This window comes from Alkalibacillus silvisoli (genome assembly GCF_039521975.1).
Lineage (GTDB): Bacteria > Bacillota > Bacilli > Bacillales > Alkalibacillaceae > Alkalibacillus > Alkalibacillus silvisoli.
Genome location: NZ_BAAACZ010000009.1, coordinates 24,275 through 45,230, shown reverse-complemented (window position 1 = coordinate 45,230; position 20,956 = coordinate 24,275). Strand labels below are relative to the sequence as shown.

The following is a 20,956-nucleotide window of genomic DNA, read 5'->3' as shown; positions in this document are numbered from 1 at the left end:
AAATCCTTGACTCAATACCTTTTACATCCTATAATATTCTTTGTGTAAAATAAAAGGCAGCCTCAGTGGACTTGCTGTGTTTTCATTTTGTACCTCTTTAGGAGGTGTATCGCGTAACTCTCTGCTGCTGGAGCGAAGGTACATGAAAACAAAATGTGCATGGTACGGAACACACTGTTTTTATTTTATGCAAATAAAATAAAAGGAGGAGACGCTCGTGGCACGATTCACAGGCTCTCTATGGAAGAAATCTCGCCGTTATGGCATTTCTCTTTCAGGTACAGGTAAAGAATTAGAAAAACGCCCTTACGCTCCTGGACAACATGGTCCTACTCAGCGTAAAAAATTAACTGAATATGGTCTTCAGTTACAAGAAAAACAAAAACTTCGTTATATGTTCGGTTTAACTGAACGTCAATTCCGTCGTATTTTTGACGATGCTGCAAAAATGCGTGGTGTACATGGTGAAAACTTCATGATGCTACTAGAATCTCGCTTAGATAACCTAGTATACCGTGCTGGTCTAGCACGTACTCGTCGTCAAGCGCGCCAATTAGTAACTCATGGTCACATCACTTTAGATGGAAGTCGTGTAGACATCCCATCTTATCGTGTAAAGCCAGGTACAGTACTTGGTGTTCGTGAAAAATCACAGAACCTTGACATCATTAGCGAAGCAATTGAAGTTAACAACTTCGTACCTGAATATATCACGTTAGATGCGGATAAGAAAGAAGCTACTTTCAACCGCTACCCAGAGCGTTCAGAGCTTTCTTCAGAGATTAATGAAGCACTTATTGTTGAGTGGTACTCAAGATAAGATCTACAAACGAAAACATCCCAACCATTTCAAACAATGGTTGGGATGTTTTTTAGTGTGTTATAGTTTTATTGCATGGTTATCTGTTATTAATAATTGTATGACAACGAACCCGAATGAACAAAATACTGGTCTATCCAAAGAGCAAGCCGTTTCAAATACGCTAGCAACCCCAATTACTAAACCGCCCAATCACGTTCTTTAGTAAATGCAACCGTTAACCATTTTTTCTCTACTTCTAGTTCAGTTATTTTTTGATAAATTTCATTTCTGATACGGTCTTGTTCATCAATTGTATCCACCACCCCTTGCTGTTGAACTAAAAAATTCACATCAACCCACAGTGTTTTCCCCACTTTAGAAACACGTACATAAGACTCTTCTATTCCATTTAATTCTCTAATTTGGTCAACTTTTTCTTCGACGAACTCGGGCTTTCCATCAAGTGGTCGCATATCAAGAATTTCATACATAGATTGTCGTATTTCAATAATTGGCCACTTCAAAAAATATAATGAAATTACAATCATTAATACTGGGTCAACATATACAATATATGGCTCTAGCATAGGTATGAATTGAAGAACGAAACCAATCATAAAGCCAATCAATACCCCAAAACTAACAAGTGTGTCCAAATACCACTCATTCGCCTCTACTCTTAATAGGTTAGATTTAATTTCACGACCTTTTGTAGATAGAAATTTATAAACAATATAACAAAAGATAGATGAAAAAGTAGAATAAGCTAACCCAGCCCCAATTGAAACGGGTCTACCACCTTGAAACAATGCGATAACTGCTGCAATGATCGACCCAGAAATTAAAACGATAATCGCAAAATATTTAACGATAATCACCATCGGCTCAATGACATCTTTTCCAAAAGGAAATCGGTGAGAATCAGACTTATTCATAAACTTGAAAGCCACCAGGGCAAAGAAAGATAAAAACACACTAATAATCGAGTAAAGCCCATCAAATAGAATAACTTGTGATTGTAACAATAAACCTAAAACAAAAGAAATTACTGCAAACACAGTAATGGCGTAAATTGACCACTTAATATAACGTTGCTCAACCAAATGTTTTGTCATTTATAGTTCTCCTATTATTTTGTTCTATCAATAATTTAAACTAATTTTATAAATTTAACCAAAAAAGGACTTACTGACTAAGATTAGCACCGTAAGCCTAAACAAACCTATAATTAATGAGAAGTTACTGTATCAATATAAATGAGACCATCATATTGTTCAGAAGGTACCATCTCATATTGATACACACCATCATCATGCGCAATCCTAAGCTCTTCTGCCCATGATTTTGAATGTAAATCGACAAAAAGCCGATCGTAATTATACAAACTCAATTCATATTCTAAGAACCCCTCTTCTTCCTTCCGCTCTACATCTCCTTGGCTCACCAACTCACCTTCATTAAAATACATGCCTATATAATAAGTTTCTAAATCTAACTCGCGATCAACTAAAGAACCAAATACCAGAGGGGTTTCCTGAAAAATATCCGCTAAATTAGTATCTATATTATTAATTTGACTAAACTCTTTTTGAATATGACCATTATGTGCCCAAATGATCACTTTTTCATGAGGGTGTTCATCCATTATATTTTCCAATTCATGAAGCATCCCTAATCCCCGCCGAGAATATATATCTTGAAAATCATCATTAATCTTATAATCAGCTAAATAGTCCTCATTAAGTACGCGTTTTAATACATAAATTCGGTCATCAATAAATGTTTGAATAGTTGAATCTAGTTGACTGAAATATTCCGTTTCTGTGATGAGTTGATACGACTCTAGAAGTTCATCAATATAATTATGGTCAATGCTCAGTACTTCAAAATATAGCCTTGGTATGTGTTTTGTAAAAGTCGATTCAGCTAATGCGAATTGATTACCTAAGTCAGGGTCAATTTCATTCATTTCGCTTATAATATGTTGTAAAATACCTTCATTAGGGTGTGAACTTACAGGAATCCAATCTAAGCCCTTCATCTCAAAACCACCTGTATCAGAAGCATATTGCGCTAAAGATGCCATCTCATCATTCACCCATGATTCAAGAACAGCATATTCAAAATCTTGATTACGATTTAACGGCTCCAGATTTTCAGTAAAATATTCCAGTTCAGCTTTACTCGTTTCCAGAGCTAGTATAGAGAAATCATGGTGTTCATGTAAGTACCGTACTAAATCGACACCTACCTCAGTAAAATCCTGAGTCCAATGGCTTGATTCCCCTAACAATACGACCTGCTTATCTTCTATATAATCGTCAATAAATGAGTAATCCTTGTAATCTTGAAAGTCATAGACGTTGCTACTCTTACTTTGACAACCTACAAAAATTCCGCAAACAATGATTAAAATGAAACCAAATCTTTTCATTCGTCATCCCACCTGTAATATATACCGCTTAATTAACACACCTTAAATTGATAGAGTTTAACCTACATTCATTATATTACCAAAATTATGATTATTTTCAAAAGAACAAATCAAAAGCCTTACTAGTAATTTTACTACTAATAAGGCTGTTCCACTGACAGGTGCTTTCTTAAGTATTCGATTGTTTCTTGATCAGACTGTGTTCTCAACTCATTAGGTTGTTGATATTGTTTATGTCCTTGACCCGTGATTACAACCCAATCATCTTTATGAGAATTTGTGAGGGCACCTTTAATTGCTTCTAGTCTGTTTTCAACAACTTCAATCTGATCTTTACTAAATTCTGTTTTATACTGATTTAAATGACTCGTCATCTCCTGTTGAGAGAAATCATCTAAGTCACCTGTTGTTAAGATTGTGACATCACTATACTCTAAAGAATTTTTAATCATATCTTCTCTTTTACTTTCATCCCGATTTGCTTTAAAGCCTAAAATATGAGTCACTCGTTTAGGCTTTGCTTCATTAATCGTCAGTAGCACCTCTTTAATGGCATCTGGTGTGTGTGCGTAATCGATGACGACCTTAGAACCACTTGGTAACTCTGAATGTTCAAAGCGACCAGGAACCCCCGGAAAAGCTGGTAATAACTGCTGCAACTGTTCATGCTTTTTTAAAATGGCCGAACCTGTAATATAAGCGAGTACAAGGTTATATAAATTATGAATGCCTAACATGGACCAAGTTAAGTGGTATGTTTCATGATTCAATTGGATTGTTACACTTGGATTGCCTACACTTACTAATTCTTTCATGACGACATCTGCACTTGTTTGTCTTCCAATTCCTATACACTCTTTATTTTCTTGCTTCAATTCATGGTATAAACGTTTTCCCCATTCATTATCTATATTCACAATAGCTTGACCTTTTGGGGTTAGTTGGTTAAATAATTGCTTCTTCACACTATAATATTCTTCCATATCTTTATGATAATCTAAATGTTCATAAGTTAAGTTAGTAAAAATCGCATAATCAAACTGTACACCTACAAGTCTGTATTGTGCTAATCCATGTGAAGACACCTCTAATACAACGACATCATCATGGCTATTATAAAAATGTTTATACAACTCTAAAACACTAGGGGTGGTTTGTGAGTTGGTGAATGTTTCTGAATTAATAACACACCTCGCTGTACCAATTAATGACGTAGACACACCACTACTTTGCAATAAATGATGTATTAAATGACTAGTCGTCGTTTTTCCATTTGTACCGGTAACCCCTATGACTTTTTTATATTGTAAGGGATCACGGTAAAATGCCTTAGCTATTTGCCCTATTGCTTCGCGACTGTTATTGACTTCTATGTATGGCACAGATAAATTTGGAACCGATTTCTCGCCTATAACAGCAACGGCCCCCAGTTTAACAGCCTGGTCAATAAACTCATGACCATCGGCTGTATAACCATCAATGGCTACAAACAGCGACCCTTGTTTAACCTGACCTGAATGATCAGTGATATCATTAATTGTAAGCCCTGCTATATCCACTCCTCTTAATTTATAATCTACTCTAGTTAATGTCTCTTCTAGTTTCATCATCTTTGAACTCCTAATATCGTATAATTTAAGAACCTAACTTATACTTACTTAATTACCTTAGCTCACTTTGTTTAAACTGGAATGATTAACATTATTATTATGTACTTTAAATCAAAAAATATAGTTTAATTTTTAAACTATAATCCGCAGTTCTAATTTGGTATAATTTTATTTGGATTTATAAAAAAGGGGGATTATATGGGGAGAGAGGAAGACTTCTACACCAAATTAAATAGAAAACAAAAAGAGAACTTAAAAAAGTTTCTAAATCCTTTAAAATGGATTGGACTTATTGTCATTCCATTGATTGTAATCGGACTTCTAAGTTTGAATTGGATTACGGAATACATATGGATGGGTTCTGTTGGATTTGAACAAGTCTATACAACGATATTATTTAGCCGCTTCTCACTTGGAGCTATCGGCTTTGTGTTATATTTTGTCATTACATTTATAACACTTTTTTGGATTCACAGATCATATGTACTCTTTTTAAACCATTCGATGATTCCAAATATATTATTAAACAAAAAGTCAGCCTATTCGATCATCATTGGTATTGCAATTGTTTTTGGTATTATTGGTACTTCAATGGTACAAGGGATTGGTTGGGAGCCAACTCTAAAAGCTTTAAATTATGAAAGCTTTAATCAAACAGATCCATATTTTAACTTAGATATTTCATTTTACATTTATGTCTTACCATTTTTAGAGCTTATTATTAACCTCTTATTAGGGCTAACAATTTTCATGACAATCATTGTTGCCTTAGCTTATTCGGTATTTAACATGTATCGTGAAAGTCGTTCAGCTCAGTTACATTTAGGCATTAGCATCTCATTAATTGGTTTATTTATTGCAGGTAATCATTTACTTGAGCCATATGGCACGCTTCTAACTAACCAAGTTAATATCTTTCAAACGAGTGTTGTACACGGCTTAAGTTATACAGATGATGTCGTTAATATTCCAAAAGCTTATGTCTTAGCCGGTGTAGCGATTATTGGAGTTATAATCCTCATTGTTGCCTTAATTAAAGGTAATCTAATTTGGATGGCTATTCCTATTGCTTTATATATTACCGTAGCACTTGCTGGCCAGTTAGTGTCTGCAGCTGTTCAAAACTATGTCGTTTCACCTAATGAATATCATCGTGAGGAACCTTATTTACAGCACAATTTAGATTATACGTTAGATGCTTATGATTTAAATGACATCACAACTGAGCAGCATCCAGGAAACCAATCATTAGATGAAGACATGATCGAGCGAAATCAGTTGACGATTGATAATGTAAGAATAAATGACTCAAGACCCATTTTAGATGTTTATAATCAGTTACAAACATTTAGAAACTATTATCAATTCAATGATGTAGACATTGATCGCTACTATATTGATGGTGAATATCAACAAGTATTTATCGGAGCAAGAGAGTTAAATACTTCTGACTTACCTGACCAAGCAAGAACTTGGGTGAATGAAAACTTACGTTATACACATGGTTATGGCGTAACGATGAGTCATGTGAATGAAATTACAGAACAAGGACAACCAGAATACATCTTACAAGACTTACCACCTGAAGGAGATATTGATGTTACACGTCCTCAAATATATTTCGGTGAAGAGCATTCGCAAAATGTAATCGTCAATACTGAAGTGGATGAGTTTGATTACCCTACTGGTGATGAAAATATGTCGTATCGTTATAGTGCTGAGGCAGGTGTGTCATTAAGCGGAATTAATCGACTTTTATTTGCTATTGATGAAGGGTCGTTTAGAATGCTTGTATCTGACCAGCTAAATGATGAAAGTCAGCTGTTAGCTACGCGTAATATTATGGATCGTGTTGAACGAATTGCACCATTTTTAACTTATGATCAAGACCCTTATATTTTTGTCAGAGAAGATGGATCGTTAGCTTGGTTAATTGATGCCTATTTAATAGCTGATAATCATCCATATTCAGAGTCATATGATGGTGAAAACAATTATATTAGAAATTCAGTTAAAGTTATGGTAGATGCGTATACTGGTGAAGTTGACTTCTTTGTCGTAGAAGATGATGAGCCATTACTACAAACTTATCAAAACATCTTTCCTGACCTTTTTACAACTGACATCCCAGAAGATGTTCAGGCTCATTTCCGGTATCCAGTTGACTTATTCACCATTCAAGCAGACATGTATGGTACGTATCATATGAGTAACTTAGAAGTCTTCTATAATCGTGAGGATGCTTGGGAGTTTGCAACTGAACGTTATTATGATCACGATATTACGATGGAACCTTACTATATTACGATGCAATTACCAGAACAGGATTTTGAAGAATTCATTTTAATGACACCATACACTCCTCGCAATCGACAAAACATGATTGCATGGATGGGAGCTCGAAATGATGGAGAGAATTACGGAGAATTAATGGTTTATGAATTCCCGAAACAACGTAATGTATATGGACCACAACAAATCGAAAATCGAATTAATCAAGATAGTCGAATTTCCCAAGAATTGAACTTGTGGTCACAAGGGGGATCAAGTGTCATTAGAGGAAATCTATTAACGATTCCGATTGAAGATACAATGATGTATGTTGAACCAATTTATATCGAATCAGCTAACGCAACTTCTTTACCAGAAGTGAAGCAGGTCATTGTCGCTTACGGGGATTACATTGTCATGGAAGCGACTTTTGAAGAATCATTAGAGCGTATTTTAGACCTAGTTGAAGCAGGGGCGCCTGGTAATATGGCGGATGTTGATGATGATATTGATTTAGATGATGAAATTGGTGATATTGATGAAGAAGCTGACCTTGAAGAAGACCTTGATTTTGATGAAGAGTCTGAAACTGAACAACCAACTATGCCATCTAGTGATGCTGAGGAGTCTTTACAAGAGCTTTCAGGATTATTTGAAGACTATCAAAATGCACTTTCAAATGGAGATTGGGAAGGTGCTGGTCAAATTATGAATGAAATTGAATCTTTATTAAATAGTTTAGAATAAGAAGTCTAGACAACGGTTGATGTAGTGATAACGTAACGCAAAAAATCCGAACGAGTTCATATATGATGAACCGTTCGGATTTTTATTATGACAACTAAATTTGTCCTAGCCTTACTCTACAAACTCTACATCCCTTAAATAAGGGAAGCTACTCGGAAATTGAAAGAATCCTTCGATGTCTTCACTCAACCCAGCCAATAAAACGGAATGGTATAGAGGAACTATTGGGGATTCATCAATAATAATTTGTTGAATTTCGTGATATAATTCTAACCTTTCCTCATCATCAGTAGATTGACGGGCTTCTTCTAATAATTGATCAACCTCTTCATGACTAAAGAAAGAACGATTGCCTGGTGAACCTACATTCTCTGAATGGAACATTGGATATAATCCATAATCGGCATCTAAGGTAACTGTTCCCCAACTGCCAATTAACATATCGTGCTCACCTTGAGCTGTTAAATCAAGATATGCGCCCATTTCTAATTGCTCTATGTTCACCTCGATATTTAACTCCTCTAGCTCTGACTGAACATAAACTGCCGTATCTGTTGTTGTACGGTCATATACATATACATCAATACTAAAACCTTCTTCATGTCCCGCTTCTTCCAATAAGCTTTTGGCTTCGTCTATATTATAATCTACAGAATCAACCTCATCACTATATCCAAACACAGTCGGCGCTAATGGTCCAATAGCAGGTAACGGAATGTCATCCATTAAACCTTCAACAAGCCCTTCTTTATCTATAGCCATATGGATTGCATTTCGGACGCGCGCGTCGTCTAATGGCTCTTTTTCTACATTAAAACCTAAATAAGACATGCTCGCACTTTCAGATTCCTTTACATATCCTTCTTCTGATTCATTAATGGTCGATACATCACTTGTATTAACTGGATAGATAATTTCAGCTTCATCCGCTAATAATTCTGCCACGCGAGTACTTTCCTCAGGAACCGCATTAAATTGTAGCATCTCAACCTTAGCAGACTCACCCCAATAATCATCATTTTTAACTAGAGTGATATATTCACCGGAGACGCGTTCATCAAATTGATAGTATCCTGTTCCAACCGGGTTTTGATTAACTTGAGTCAAAGGGTCTTCTCCGTTTTCAATTGCTTCATAATCTTGTTCAATCGAGTTCGGACTAATCATATGTCCCCCTGGGTGCGCTAAGTGAGCTGGAAGAGCTGAAAAAGGATATTCTGTATGAATATGAACTATGTATTCATCCACTACCTCAACGCTTTCAATCATATCAAACAAGAAACTTAATGGTGAACCAACCTCTGGGTCTAATACACGATCTAAATTCATTTTGACAACTTCTGCGTTAAGTTCTTCCCCATCATGGAAAGTAACTCCCTCTCTGATAACTGCTTCCCAAGTTGTTTCGGATATTGGCTCTAATTCAGTAGCTAATCCAGGCTCTATTTCTAAATCTGTATTCAATTGCACTAATGTATCGTAAATATTAGTCATGACATACAGTGAATTACCATCATTAGCTGCGTGCGGGTCTAAAGAAGCGGGTAATGAAGCTAAATCAATTGATAAGCTTTGTTGTTCTTCTTCAGTATCTGCGCAGGCAACTAATATGATTAATAGTAAAGGTAACAGACTAATTCGTAATATATATTTCAATTAAAACTTCCCCTTTCTAAATTTCATTTTTATTAATTTACGACAATGAACATCATATTATTCTCTTACATAAAAGTCAACAAAACACATCACAATAGTCAGGATTAAATCTAAAAACTAAGACCTAAATAGTTTTAAGGCCTTAGTTTTTAGATTACATATGTCGAATTAAAAAGTATTTCTTCTTACCTCTTCTAATAATTGTAAAAGCTTCGTCAATTTGATCATCAGCATTAATCACATACTTTAAATCTTGCTGTCTTTCATCATTAATGTAAATAGCACCATTTTGAATATCTTCTCTTGCTTGGCGCTTTGATGAAGAAATACTAGCTTCAACTAATAAATCCACTAACCCCTTTTCTGACTCTTCTAACTTGTAAGTAGGAACGTCTTTAAATCCTACTTCAACTTCATCTTTCGTTAATTGTTTGACATCGCCTTTAAATAAAGCATGTGTGATTCGCTTAGCTTGATTTAAAGCCTCCTCGCCGTGGACCATCTTTGTCATTTCTTCTGCTAATCGGCGTTGTGCAGTTCGTTGTTCTGGTCTTTCTTCAACTTCTTTTTTAAGCTCTTCAATTTCTTCTAGTGGAAGGAAAGTAAATGATTTTAGAAACTTTAAAACATCACGATCATCAGCATTTACCCAGAACTGGTAAAACTCGTATGGACTTGTTTTCTTCTCATCCAGCCAAATAGCTCCCCCAGCTGTTTTACCAAATTTACTACCGTCAGCTTTTGTAATTAAAGGGACAGTTAAGCCATATGCTTTAATATCTTCACCTTCTTGACTTGTGCGACGAATTAATTCAAGACCAGCTGTTATATTACCCCATTGGTCACTGCCACCAATTTGTAAAGTAACATTTTCCTTTTGATTTAAACGTAAAAAGTCCAAAGACTGTAATAACATGTAAGTGAATTCTGTGTAAGAAATCCCATTTTCAATTCTTGATTCAACTGAGTCTTTAGCCAACATATAGTTAACACTAAAGTACTTACCAACATCTCTTAGTAAATCAATCACTGACATTTGAGATAACCAGTCATAGTTATTAACAACTTTAGCTCCTTTATCATCATCAGTAAAATCGATAAACTTCGATAATTGATCTTCTATATTACTTACCCAACCTTGTACCACTGATTCTTCATTTAATTGACGCTCTTCACTACGACCACTCGGATCACCTATTAGTCCTGTACCCCCACCAACTAAAGCAATTGGGCGATGTCCAGCTTCTTGAAAGCGTTTAAGCATTAAAATCGGTAATAAATGTCCAATATGCAAACTGTCAGCTGTTGGGTCAAACCCACAATACAATGCAACTTGTTCCTTATTTAAATGTTGTTCAAGACCTTCATCATCTGTCATTTGGTTAATGAGACCTCTAGATCTTAAATCTTCAATAATGTTCATGACGTTTACCTCCTAATTTAATTGTAATTGATTTAAACATAAAAAAATCCCCTCATCCACTTAGGGACGAGGGGACTCGCGTTACCACCCTAGTTGCAACAGTACCCTGCTACCACTTCATTAATTAACGGTATAACCCGTTCTCTATAAAAGAGAATGCTCCTAGCCGTAATTCGTCTTATACCTTGCACTAGTTCACACCAACCACTAGCTCTCTGTCGCATTGAGGTATACTCCTACTTCAACTATTCGTTGCATTATATATTCATGTTTAATTATGTTATATATTTTTAGCATATTCTCTAAAAAAATGCAACTTCTAAACTAATTTTCACGATATGACTCAACGACAAGATATGCTATAATATATTCGACATTTTAGGAGGTTCTAAAAATGAGTAAAAATAAATCTCATAATAAATTCCTCATGTTTTTTCAAGATGGGAAATTCCCAAAATATACAAGAGTATCACTTGATATCATGTGGAATATTACACTATTTTTCCTTGTAATCGGAATTGTTTCAGCATTTTTTGTTGGGGGACTTGGTGTTGGTTATTTCGCTTCTCTAGTAAAAGACATCCCGGTTAGTGAAGCTGATGAGATGGAGCAAATGGTGTATAACTATGAAGAAACATCAGAAGTCTACTTCGCTAATAACGAATACTTAGGTGAAATTCGCGGGGATATCCACCGTGAAGAAATTAGCGCTGAGCAAGTTTCTGACATGTTCATTGATGCTATAATTGCCACTGAAGATGAGTATTTTGAAGAACATAACGGAATTGTACCAAAAGCAATCATGCGTGCCTTATATCAAGAATTCTCTGGTTCTCCTACTCAAACAGGTGGTAGTACACTGACTCAGCAGTTAGTTAAAAACCAAATCTTATCAAGTGAAGTGTCATTTGAACGTAAAGCAGAAGAAATATTCATTGCACTCAGAATGGAAAACTTCTTTGATAAAAATGAAATATTGGAAGCCTATTTAAATGTAGTACCTTTTGGGCGTGATTCGACAGGGCGTAATATTGCAGGGATCCAAGCTGCAGCTCAAGGTATTTTTGATGTCGATGCGAGTGATTTAAACTTACCTCAAGCTGCATATATCGCCGGTTTACCACAAAGTCCTTATGGTTATACACCATATGCATCGGGCGGCTCGATTAAACCTGATGAAGAACTGGAGCCTGGTTTAAATCGAATGGAAACCGTGTTATATCGAATGTTGTCAGCAGGTAAAGTTACAGAAGATGAATATGAAGAAGCCTTAGCTTATGACATTACTGAAGACTTCACAGATAAAAGAGAATCTATACGTGATGAGTATCCTTGGGTTGCAGATGAAGTTGAAATGAGCGCAAGAGATATTATTGCAAAACAACTTGCTGAAGAAGCTGGAGACTTAGAAGAGTATCAAGAAGTAGATGCAACACAACAGCATTATCGAGATTTAGCACGCCACGAGTTAAGACATAGTGGTTTAGAAATTCATACAACCATTAATAAAGATATTTATGATAACTTTCAGGATGTGAAAGATTCATTTGAGCATTATGGTCGAACAGTAACCGTTCAAATCGAAAACCCAGAAACTGAAGAGGTTGAAACAGAAGAAATCCCTGTTGAAGCAGGCGCTTTATTAATGGAAAACCAAACTGGTGCCATTTTAGCTTTCGTTGGTGGTAGAGACTTTGACAGAAGACAAGTGAATAACGCAACATATAACACTCGGCCCCCAGGCAGTACAATGAAACCATTGTTTGGGTATGCAGTTGGTATGGAGCTAGGGATCATTCAGCCTGGGTCACCTCTATTAGATATTCCATTTGAATATAATGATGGTTATACATCACCATGGACACCATCAAACTTTATTTCACAGCAACAAAGAGGTTTAGTTGATGCGCGTTCAGCATTGGCAGACTCAGATAACGTACCGATTGCTAGGCTTATGATCAATATAATTCAACAAGATGATAATCCTGCTAGATTTTTAGAAGGTATGGGGATTTCAGATGGTGAAAATGTGCCATCTAATGTCTTAGGTGGTTCACCTTATTTAACTGTAGAACAAAATGTAGCTGCGTATGCAACATTCACTAATGAAGGTGATTATGTAGAACCTTATATGATTGAGAAAATCGTCGATCGTGAAGGTGAGGTTGTTTATGAGCATGAAACAGACCGTGAAGAAGTATTCTCAGCTCAAACGTCATATTTAATGCTAGATATGATGCGTGATGTTATTAATAGTGGTACAGCTACTTATGTTAATAGCATTCTTAATCATTCTGGAGTTGATTGGGCTGGAAAGACAGGAACCTCAGATCAATTTGAAGATGCATGGTTTGTCGCATCGAATCCAAATGTCACGATGGGAACTTGGATGGGATACTACGCTCACGATCATGTTGTCGACCGATCAGTATTAAGGTTAGACCAAAGTAATTACAGTCGAAATAACCTACGTTTTTGGTCGGAGTTAGTCAATGCCGCAACAGAAGCTGAACAAGAATTCATCGCAACTGATGAACGTTTCTCTAGCCCTGGTGGTATTGTCTCACGTAGTTACTGTGCTTTATCAGGATCTTTACCTAGTGAGATGTGTGAGGAACTTGGATTAGTCCAAACAGACCTATTTAATATTGACCATGTACCCTCAGAAGAAGATAATAGCATGACTTCTGGGCGTACAGTCCAAATCGATGGAGAAGCATTTGAAGCAGTAGATGAAACACCTGATGAATTCACTGAAGAAGGTTTCTTTTTAAGAGAAGACTTTATTAACGAGCATGGTTGGGGCACATCTTATCAGCTTGGTTCTGGATGGTCCAACCCAGTTGACATTAGTAATTTATTAGGTAGTGGTGATTGGTCTGATCTGATTGTTGGTGATAGTGAAGACATTGAGGATGATGGAAATCCAAATTCACCGAATAACGTTTCAATTTCTAGCGGCACTTTGGAATGGGATTCAGCTGGTGGTCAAGTAGTTGGATATCGTATTTTATCGTCATCTTCAGAAGATGGTGACTTTGAAGAAATTGGTCATACAACGACAACAAGCTATGATTTACCATCAGAAGACCGAGCTTATGCTGTTGTAGCCGTTAGCTTATATGGTCATGAATCAAGTTCTTCTGATTCTGTTGTTTACGGTACAATTGAAGATGAGGAAGACGAAGAAGATGAAGAAAGCCGTGAAGATGAGGAAGACGAAGAAGATGAAGAAGCAAGTTCAGAACAAGATGGAAATGACAACAATGATGATAATAATAACGACAACAATGACGATCGTAATGATGATGAGAACGATGATAATGACAGTGATGAAGACGAAGATGAAGAAAATAATGATGACTCATAATAAGATTTTTAGCCACTGATTATTAAATCAGTGGCTAATTTTTATATAAGTGCAATGTGCTTACATGTTATAATAGACCTATATATGATTTTTAGGTGGTGTCCCATTGAAACATCCAAAAACATATCATCAAAAAACCATTTACAAAGAGGAAAAGAAAGTAATTGTAGAAGGGCCTATACCATCAATGCAATTAGAAGATTATTATTTTGATGATGGCTTAACAGCATTCCGACCTCCTAAAAAGCAGTACGAAGCAGTAAAATCAATTGCTGACTTTGAAGAAGGTCGAGTCATTATCGCACGTGATGGTGAGAAGATTGTGGGTTATGCTACATTTTTACACCCTGACCCATTAGAAAGATGGTCAGAAATTAAAATGGACGATTTAATCGAACTTGGTGCTATTGAAGTATCTAATGATTACCGAGGTCTAAAAATTGGCTCTTCCATTTTACAAGTAGCTATGAAAGATTCACAAATGGAAAATTATATCATTATTACAACTGAATATTATTGGCATTGGGATATGAAATCAACTGGCCTTAATGTATGGGAATATCGAAAAGTAATGGAAAAAATGATGGGCAAAGGGGATTTAATACCGATGTCCACTGATGATCCGGAGATTATCTCTCATCCGGCTAATTGCTTACTTGTTCGAATCGGTAAACATGTCCCTGAGTCGTCTGTTGAAACATTTGATTCTTTACGATTCATGGGAAGAAATAATCAATGGTTCTAAGAGAGGTGTTCACATGTTAGTAGAAGAAATTATGTCAGAGTCCGTTATTACACTAAATCCTACTAATAGTATTGAAGAAGCATTAGAATTACTTAACAAACACAAAATTAGACACATTCCTGTTGTGAGTGAAAACAATCAAGTCATTGGTATATTGTCTGATCGTGACATAAGAGACGCTGCACCATCAATCTTAGAAGAAACACATAACCAACAAATCTTACTACATGAAATCTCATCTATTATGACAACACCCGTTATTACAGTTCATCCATTAGATTTTATTGAAGATATTGCAACTATATTTTATGAACATGAAATCGCTTGTGTTCCAGTAACAAAAAATAATCAACTGATTGGAATGGTTACAGAAAAAGACTTATTGTATCGACTAATACAACTGACCGGTATTCATGAACAAAGCTCTCAAATTGAAGTTAAAGTTCCAAATAAAGTTGGAATATTGCCTCATGTCACTAAAGTTATTAGTGATCGCAATACCAACATATCTTCTGTATTCATATATCCTTATCAAGACAGTTATCACGAAAAAATTATCGTATTAAGAATTCAGACTATGAACCCAATGCCGTTAATTGATGAACTTAAGCAGCACGGCTATGAGGTTATTTGGCCAAATATACCGGGGTTATCTAAATGATGAATCAAGCAACATTTGTTTATACAGAAGACTTCAAGAAGTATAAATTTCGTGATGACCACCCATTCAATCAAAAACGCGTTGAACTAACGTTTGATTTACTAAAATCTATGAATGCACTAAATGATGATCAAATTCTTGCCCCCCGAAAAGCAACAGACGAAGAAATTAAATTAGTCCATGACAAAGCATATGTTGATGCAGTTAAAAGAGCAAGTGTCAATGAATTACCTGAGGAAGAAGGGCTTGAGTTTGGAATTGGTACTGAAGATACACCAATCTTTGACCATATGCACGATGCAGCTGCACAACTGGTAGGAGGGACATTGACTGCTGTAGACTCTGTTCTAAATGGTGATTTTAAGCACGCACTTAATTTTGGTGGTGGACTACACCATGGGTTTAGGCGTAAAGCCTCTGGTTTTTGTATTTACAATGATGCTGCTATTGCGATCAAATATATTCGTCAACAATATAATTATAAAGTACTGTATGTTGATACTGATGCTCACCATGGAGATGGGGTTCAATGGATCTTTTACGATGATCCTAATGTTTGTACTTTATCCATTCATGAAACTGGAAGATACTTATTTCCTGGTACGGGAAACGTTAATGAACGAGGTCATAATGAAGGTTATGGCACTTCATTTAATATTCCAATAGATGCATTTACAGAAAATGAATCGTTCATAGAAGTTTATAAGGAAACTTTAGAAACAATAGCGGCATATTTTAAACCTGATATTATAGTTACCCAAAATGGTGCTGACGCTCATGTCTTTGATCCACTTTCTCACCTTTGTTGTACAATGGAAATCTATGAGGAAATTCCACGGTTGGCTCATAAAATCGCAAATGACTATTGTAACGGTAAATGGGTCGCATTAGGAGGTGGCGGGTATGATATTTGGCGTGTCGTACCAAGAGCTTGGGCACAAATTTGGGCAATAGCTAGTCAGGGTGGAGCACCTTTTTCCGGCGAATTACCTAAAAATTGGGTTAATAAATGGCACGAAGAAAGTCCAGTGACATTACCAACAACATGGCACGACCGTTCTGACATTTATAAGCCAATCCCAAGAAAAGAAGAAATTACAGAAAAAAACAAAATTCTTGTCAATAAGCTGTTGCAACCTATACGTAATGAGCAAAAATATATGATGTGAATATGTTGGATTCATGGCCTTAATCATGAAACCTCTCCTTAGCCTAAGGTATAAAAATAGCCATTAGGCAAGAAGGTTTTATCTCTAAATTGTGCCGCTACCTAAACAATTATTGTAGAGCCTAAAAAGATGACCTCAGAATAAACCGAGGTCATCTTTCATTTACCCAATAATTGAGTAGATCAATTGCTTTGACTTAATTCTAAAATAATCATTTCTACACGCCGATTTCTCTGTAAGCCTTCTTCTGTAGCATTTTCCGATACTGGCTTAAACTCTGCAAAACCGGTAGCTTGAAAACGAGTCGCATCTAGGCTCTGTTCATCAACAAAATAGCGAATAACACTACTCGCCCTAGCTGTTGAAAGTTCCCAGTTTGAAGGATAACGATAAGTATCAATTGGAACATCATCAGTATGACCTTCAACTTCAACATCATTAGGAATGTTATCTAATAGAATAGCGACTTTATCTAAAAACGGTAAAAAGTCGTCAATTAATTCTGCTTCACCAGAATTAAAAAGCACCCGTTCTTGTAAAACTAATACGACTCCACGGTCAGTTTGACTTGCTGTAATCACGTCATTTAAGTTATGATCATCCAAGTAATCTTGTATTTCTTCATACAATTCTTCTAAATTTTCTTCGTCTTCTGCTTCAGTGATCTCTGGATCTTCAGTAAAATCTTCGTCTTCATCAGGTAAATCACCTTCATCATCTTCTTCATAATCTGTTGGATCTTCTAAAGGGATTGCTGAAGGCATAAAATCAAAGATAACATTTTGTCGATAAGATTCAGCTACTGCATTAAATTTAACAGCATCAATCTGTGACATTGAGAATAGCAGGATAAAGAATACTAAAATTAGTGTCACCATGTCAGAGTATGTAACCATCCAAATTGGAGCACTACGTTTAGGCTGACCTCTTCTTTTAGACTTCATTTTGACTCTCCTCTACAACAAGCTCCTCCTGTTTCTTCTCTTTTAATTCTTCACCTGATAGAAATGCACTTAACTTTTCTTCTAGTATTTTAGGATTCTGACCGGATTGAACTCCAATCACGCCCTCAACTATTACTTGTTTCATGAACACTTCTTCTTCTGTCCTAGATACTAGTTTACCTGCAATAGGTAAGAATACTAAGTTTGCTAAAACCATTCCATAAAAAGTTGTTAATAATGCAACAGCCATACTCGGACCAATTGTACCTGGGTCATCTAAATGATTTAACATTAAGATTAAACCAATTAATGTACCGATCATTCCCCAAGCAGGCGCATATTCACCAGCTTTCTCAATAATGCTCCTACCTCTATTATGGCGTTCTTCCATTGCAGCAATTTCAGCATTCATAATGTCGTTAATTACCTCAGGTTCAATACCATCAATTGCTAAGTAGACACCTTTTTTAATGAATTCATCATCTAATTCATCTAATTCATTTTCTAATGCTAATAATCCTTCACGTCTAGCTTTTTCTGATAAGGATATAAATAACTGAATTAATTCCCTCAAATTATAATCATCATCTTTAAAGGCTTCTTTAAAAACTTTTAAACAAAATTTCATTTCGCTTAAATTAAAGTTTACTAATAAAGCACCTAATAAACCACCTATTACGACAATAAATGAACTAACCTGAACAAATGAACTGACCCCTGAGATCCCATCATTAAAGAAAATCCCCAACAAAATCATCGTAGCACCTAGGGCTATCCCTACCGGTGTTAATAAGTCTCTTTTTTTCATTACCTCTCACCCTATTTCTATTAACCTGTCTACTATTAATATCGACATATTTCTTATTTTGTTGAGTCCCTTTCAACAATTCGATGAGGTAATGTAATTTGCTCTTGTTCTATATCTTCACCTTGCAATAATTTTGTTAATAATCTCATTGAAACAGCACCTATATCATACATTGGTTGCAACACACTAGTTAATGTTGGCCTTACCATATTGGCTAGTCTTGTATTGTCAAACCCAATGACGTTTAGCTCTTCTGGGATCTTAACACCATTATCTTGTGCTCCGTGAATGACACCTAATGCCATTTCGTCAGAAGAAGCTATAATCGCTTTTGGTGGTTGAGATAGACTAAGAAACTGATTGGCCGCTTCTATTCCTGAATTATAACTATCATCCCCATCAAAAATGGATTCTTCATTAAATGGTAAGCTACGCTCTTTAAGTGCGTCTATGTAACCTTGTTTTTTCATATCATTAATTTTCGCGTTTAATGGTGATGTCACAAAGCCAATTCCACTTGTGGTATCATCACTGATAGATTCTACCGCTTCTTTCATCGCTTGGTAATAATCAATATTAACTGAAGGCAGTGACTGTGACTCATCCACCGTTGCCGCCAGTATAACTGGAACATTCGCTCGATCAAACGCTTCAATATGCTCATCAGTTACAGATGAACCCATGAAGATCACACCATCGACTTGTTTTTCTAGCATGTTATCTAACAAATCAAGTTCTTTAGTTTTTTGTTGGTCCGAACTACTTAAAATTATATGGTACTTATACATTGAAGCGATGTCTTCAATCCCTCGTGCCAGTTCTGCGAAGAAAAGGTTTGATATATCTGGGATAATGACCCCAACTGATGTCGTTTTTCGACTCGCTAAGCCTCGTGCAACGGCATTTGGTCTAAAACCTAATTCATTAATCGCATCTATTACTTTTTGTCTAGTCGTTGGCTTGACATTTGTATTTCCATTAATGACACGCGAAACAGTTGCCATTGAAACATTTGCTTTTTTAGCTACATCGTAGATTGTTACGCCCATGATTTAACGACTCCTTATACACTGCTTAATTTATCCGCTCTGTTAAAGTCCTGAATCACTTACAGAACACTTATTTTTAATATTGTAAGCATAAGCCTTTTTTTTATGTGTCGCAATAGGCATCACGACATTTATCCATTATTAACCACAGCATGAGGTTGTTTTAATTGCTCCATAAAGTGTTCAAATGTTGGTATATCCATCTGTTGTTGGGAATCTGACAAAGCAACTGCAGGGTCTGGATGCACCTCTGCCATAATTCCGTCAGCCCCTACAGCAATAGCTGCTTTTGCAGCTGGTAATAATAAGTCCCTTCGACCTGTAGAGTGTGTAACATCAACCATAACTGGTAGATGGGTTTCCTGTTTTAAAATAGGAACAGCCGTAATATCTAATGTATTACGTGTTGCCGTTTCATACGTACGTATTCCTCTCTCGCATAAGATTAAGTTACTATTCCCTTGAGTTACGACATATTCAGCTGCGTTCATAAACTCATTAATAGTAGCAGCTAAGCCACGTTTTAACAAGATAGGTTTATTTGATTTACCGGCTTCTTTTAATAAATCAAAGTTTTGCATATTACGTGCACCAATCTGAATGATGTCTAAATGTTTCGTCCCCAGTTCAATATCTTTCGGGTTGGTTATTTCACTAACTACCTTTAATCCATATTGGTCTCCTGCATGACGCAACATCTTTAATCCTTCTTCGCCTAATCCTTGGAAATCATAAGGAGATGTACGTGGTTTGAAAGCACCCCCTCTTAATATATTTACACCTTGCTGCTTAACCGCTTTAGCCACTGTATTTACTTGTTCTTGTGATTCTACCGAGCATGGTCCCATAATAAACTGATTTTCACCATTTCCTACAGAAATATCTCCGACAGATATGATTGTATCAGACGGCTTTTTCTTTCTTGAAACGAGTAATGTTTCACGGTAATCACCTTCTTGCAACTCCTTAGCAGCTTTGAAAATCTCTTTAAATATGTGCTTGACAGTTGCATACTCAAAAGGTCCTTGGTGCTGGTCAATAATATGATCTAACATTTCCCTTTCTCTAACTGGATCATATGCTTTCATACCTTGTGATTTTTTTATATCACCAATTTCTTTAACTAAACGTCCGCGTTCATTAATTAAATCTAGAATCTTTATATTAACTTGATCTAACTCATCTCGTAATTGATCTAAATGATTACTCATTATACAAACCTCCAAATTTGTTTATATTGCCACCTATTTATGGTACATTATCCTTA

Annotated in this window: 15 protein-coding genes and 1 other annotated feature; of the genes, 6 read left to right on the top strand and 9 right to left on the bottom strand. The window is 35.9% G+C overall.

Going from position 1 to position 20,956, the window contains the following annotated elements:
- The first annotated feature begins 217 nt into the window (after nucleotides 1-217).
- Nucleotides 218-820 (top strand): 30S ribosomal protein S4, encoded by a 603-nt coding sequence (gene rpsD / locus ABDZ63_RS04385; protein ID WP_343782036.1) that lies wholly within the window; start codon nucleotides 218-220, stop codon nucleotides 818-820.
- 179 nt (nucleotides 821-999) lie between these two features.
- On the opposite strand, the gene ABDZ63_RS04380 is transcribed toward rpsD, so the two are convergent.
- The 3 genes from ABDZ63_RS04380 to ABDZ63_RS04370 all read right to left on the bottom strand — a co-directional run bounded on the left by ABDZ63_RS04380 (nucleotide 1,000) and on the right by ABDZ63_RS04370 (nucleotide 4,846).
- Nucleotides 1,000-1,917, bottom strand: a complete 918-nt coding sequence (locus tag ABDZ63_RS04380) for a cation diffusion facilitator family transporter (RefSeq protein ID WP_343782035.1) — start codon at nucleotides 1,915-1,917, stop codon at nucleotides 1,000-1,002.
- Between the two features lie 113 nt (nucleotides 1,918-2,030).
- Entirely contained in the window at nucleotides 2,031-3,236 is a 1,206-nt protein-coding gene (locus tag ABDZ63_RS04375) for an erythromycin esterase family protein (protein ID WP_343782034.1), read from the bottom strand.
- Nucleotides 3,237-3,373: 137 nt separating this feature from the next.
- Nucleotides 3,374-4,846: a UDP-N-acetylmuramoyl-L-alanyl-D-glutamate--2,6-diaminopimelate ligase gene (locus ABDZ63_RS04370; RefSeq protein ID WP_343782033.1), complete on the bottom strand. Its 1,473-nt coding sequence runs from the start codon at nucleotides 4,844-4,846 to the stop codon at nucleotides 3,374-3,376.
- Between the two features lie 198 nt (nucleotides 4,847-5,044).
- On the opposite strand from ABDZ63_RS04370, the gene ABDZ63_RS04365 reads away from it, so the two are divergent.
- Nucleotides 5,045-7,864, top strand: a complete 2,820-nt coding sequence (locus ABDZ63_RS04365; protein ID WP_343782031.1) for a UPF0182 family membrane protein — start codon at nucleotides 5,045-5,047, stop codon at nucleotides 7,862-7,864.
- A gap of 111 nt (nucleotides 7,865-7,975) precedes the next feature.
- On the opposite strand, the gene ABDZ63_RS04360 is transcribed toward ABDZ63_RS04365, so the two are convergent.
- Together ABDZ63_RS04360 and tyrS are read right to left on the bottom strand one after the other, a co-directional pair.
- Nucleotides 7,976-9,520 (bottom strand): glutathione ABC transporter substrate-binding protein, encoded by a 1,545-nt coding sequence (locus ABDZ63_RS04360; RefSeq protein WP_343782030.1) that lies wholly within the window; start codon nucleotides 9,518-9,520, stop codon nucleotides 7,976-7,978.
- A 154-nt stretch (nucleotides 9,521-9,674) separates the two neighbouring features.
- On the bottom strand, nucleotides 9,675-10,943 hold the full coding sequence (tyrS, locus tag ABDZ63_RS04355; RefSeq protein ID WP_343782029.1) for a tyrosine--tRNA ligase: 1,269 nt from the start codon (nucleotides 10,941-10,943) through the stop codon (nucleotides 9,675-9,677).
- Nucleotides 10,944-11,002: 59 nt separating this feature from the next.
- Nucleotides 11,003-11,205: a binding site (T-box leader), on the bottom strand.
- A gap of 132 nt (nucleotides 11,206-11,337) precedes the next feature.
- Between tyrS and ABDZ63_RS04350 the strand changes: the two genes are divergently transcribed.
- From ABDZ63_RS04350 to ABDZ63_RS04335, 4 genes are all read left to right on the top strand, one after another.
- Nucleotides 11,338-14,313 (top strand): transglycosylase domain-containing protein, encoded by a 2,976-nt coding sequence (locus ABDZ63_RS04350; protein ID WP_343782028.1) that lies wholly within the window; start codon nucleotides 11,338-11,340, stop codon nucleotides 14,311-14,313.
- Nucleotides 14,314-14,419: 106 nt separating this feature from the next.
- Nucleotides 14,420-15,058, top strand: coding sequence for a GNAT family N-acetyltransferase (locus ABDZ63_RS04345; RefSeq protein WP_343782026.1), 639 nt, complete (start codon nucleotides 14,420-14,422; stop codon nucleotides 15,056-15,058).
- 13 nt (nucleotides 15,059-15,071) lie between these two features.
- The gene (locus tag ABDZ63_RS04340; protein WP_343782025.1) at nucleotides 15,072-15,719 is read left to right on the top strand and encodes an acetoin utilization AcuB family protein; all 648 of its coding nucleotides are present in this window, start codon (nucleotides 15,072-15,074) and stop codon (nucleotides 15,717-15,719) included.
- Nucleotides 15,716-16,888 carry an acetoin utilization protein AcuC gene (locus ABDZ63_RS04335; protein ID WP_343782023.1) on the top strand — a complete coding sequence of 391 codons (1,173 nt, stop codon included), beginning with the start codon at nucleotides 15,716-15,718 and terminating at the stop codon, nucleotides 16,886-16,888. The genes ABDZ63_RS04340 and ABDZ63_RS04335 overlap by 4 nt, the downstream gene beginning before the upstream one ends.
- Nucleotides 16,889-17,070: 182 nt before the next feature.
- Here the strand turns inward: ABDZ63_RS04335 and motS are convergent, their stop codons facing one another.
- The 4 genes from motS to ABDZ63_RS04315 all read right to left on the bottom strand — a co-directional run bounded on the left by motS (nucleotide 17,071) and on the right by ABDZ63_RS04315 (nucleotide 20,900).
- The gene (gene motS / locus ABDZ63_RS04330) at nucleotides 17,071-17,832 is read right to left on the bottom strand and encodes a flagellar motor protein MotS (RefSeq protein WP_343782022.1); all 762 of its coding nucleotides are present in this window, start codon (nucleotides 17,830-17,832) and stop codon (nucleotides 17,071-17,073) included.
- Entirely contained in the window at nucleotides 17,822-18,640 is an 819-nt protein-coding gene (motP, locus tag ABDZ63_RS04325; RefSeq protein ID WP_343782021.1) for a flagellar motor protein MotP, read from the bottom strand. The genes motS and motP overlap by 11 nt, the downstream gene beginning before the upstream one ends.
- A 53-nt stretch (nucleotides 18,641-18,693) precedes the next feature.
- Nucleotides 18,694-19,689, bottom strand: coding sequence for a catabolite control protein A (gene ccpA / locus ABDZ63_RS04320; RefSeq protein WP_343782019.1), 996 nt, complete (start codon nucleotides 19,687-19,689; stop codon nucleotides 18,694-18,696).
- A 131-nt stretch (nucleotides 19,690-19,820) separates the two neighbouring features.
- Complete coding sequence (locus tag ABDZ63_RS04315; protein ID WP_343782018.1) at nucleotides 19,821-20,900, bottom strand: bifunctional 3-deoxy-7-phosphoheptulonate synthase/chorismate mutase; 1,080 nt, start codon at nucleotides 20,898-20,900, stop codon at nucleotides 19,821-19,823.
- Nucleotides 20,901-20,956: the final 56 nt, after the last annotated feature.

What these genes read in the sequence shown, in the direction of transcription:
- ABDZ63_RS04380 (WP_343782035.1), bottom strand. Translation starts at nt 1,917, where the DNA reads ATGACAAAACATTTGGTTGAGCAACGTTATATTAAGTGGTCAATTTAC.
- ABDZ63_RS04375 (WP_343782034.1), bottom strand. Translation starts at nt 3,236, where the DNA reads ATGAAAAGATTTGGTTTCATTTTAATCATTGTTTGCGGAATTTTTGTA.
- ABDZ63_RS04370 (WP_343782033.1), bottom strand. Translation starts at nt 4,846, where the DNA reads ATGATGAAACTAGAAGAGACATTAACTAGAGTAGATTATAAATTAAGA.
- ABDZ63_RS04365 (WP_343782031.1), top strand. Translation starts at nt 5,045, where the DNA reads ATGGGGAGAGAGGAAGACTTCTACACCAAATTAAATAGAAAACAAAAA.
- tyrS (WP_343782029.1), bottom strand. Translation starts at nt 10,943, where the DNA reads ATGAACATTATTGAAGATTTAAGATCTAGAGGTCTCATTAACCAAATG.
- ABDZ63_RS04350 (WP_343782028.1), top strand. Translation starts at nt 11,338, where the DNA reads ATGAGTAAAAATAAATCTCATAATAAATTCCTCATGTTTTTTCAAGAT.
- ABDZ63_RS04340 (WP_343782025.1), top strand. Translation starts at nt 15,072, where the DNA reads ATGTTAGTAGAAGAAATTATGTCAGAGTCCGTTATTACACTAAATCCT.
- ABDZ63_RS04335 (WP_343782023.1), top strand. Translation starts at nt 15,716, where the DNA reads ATGATGAATCAAGCAACATTTGTTTATACAGAAGACTTCAAGAAGTAT.
- motS (WP_343782022.1), bottom strand. Translation starts at nt 17,832, where the DNA reads ATGAAGTCTAAAAGAAGAGGTCAGCCTAAACGTAGTGCTCCAATTTGG.
- motP (WP_343782021.1), bottom strand. Translation starts at nt 18,640, where the DNA reads ATGAAAAAAAGAGACTTATTAACACCGGTAGGGATAGCCCTAGGTGCT.
- ccpA (WP_343782019.1), bottom strand. Translation starts at nt 19,689, where the DNA reads ATGGGCGTAACAATCTACGATGTAGCTAAAAAAGCAAATGTTTCAATG.
- ABDZ63_RS04315 (WP_343782018.1), bottom strand. Translation starts at nt 20,900, where the DNA reads ATGAGTAATCATTTAGATCAATTACGAGATGAGTTAGATCAAGTTAAT.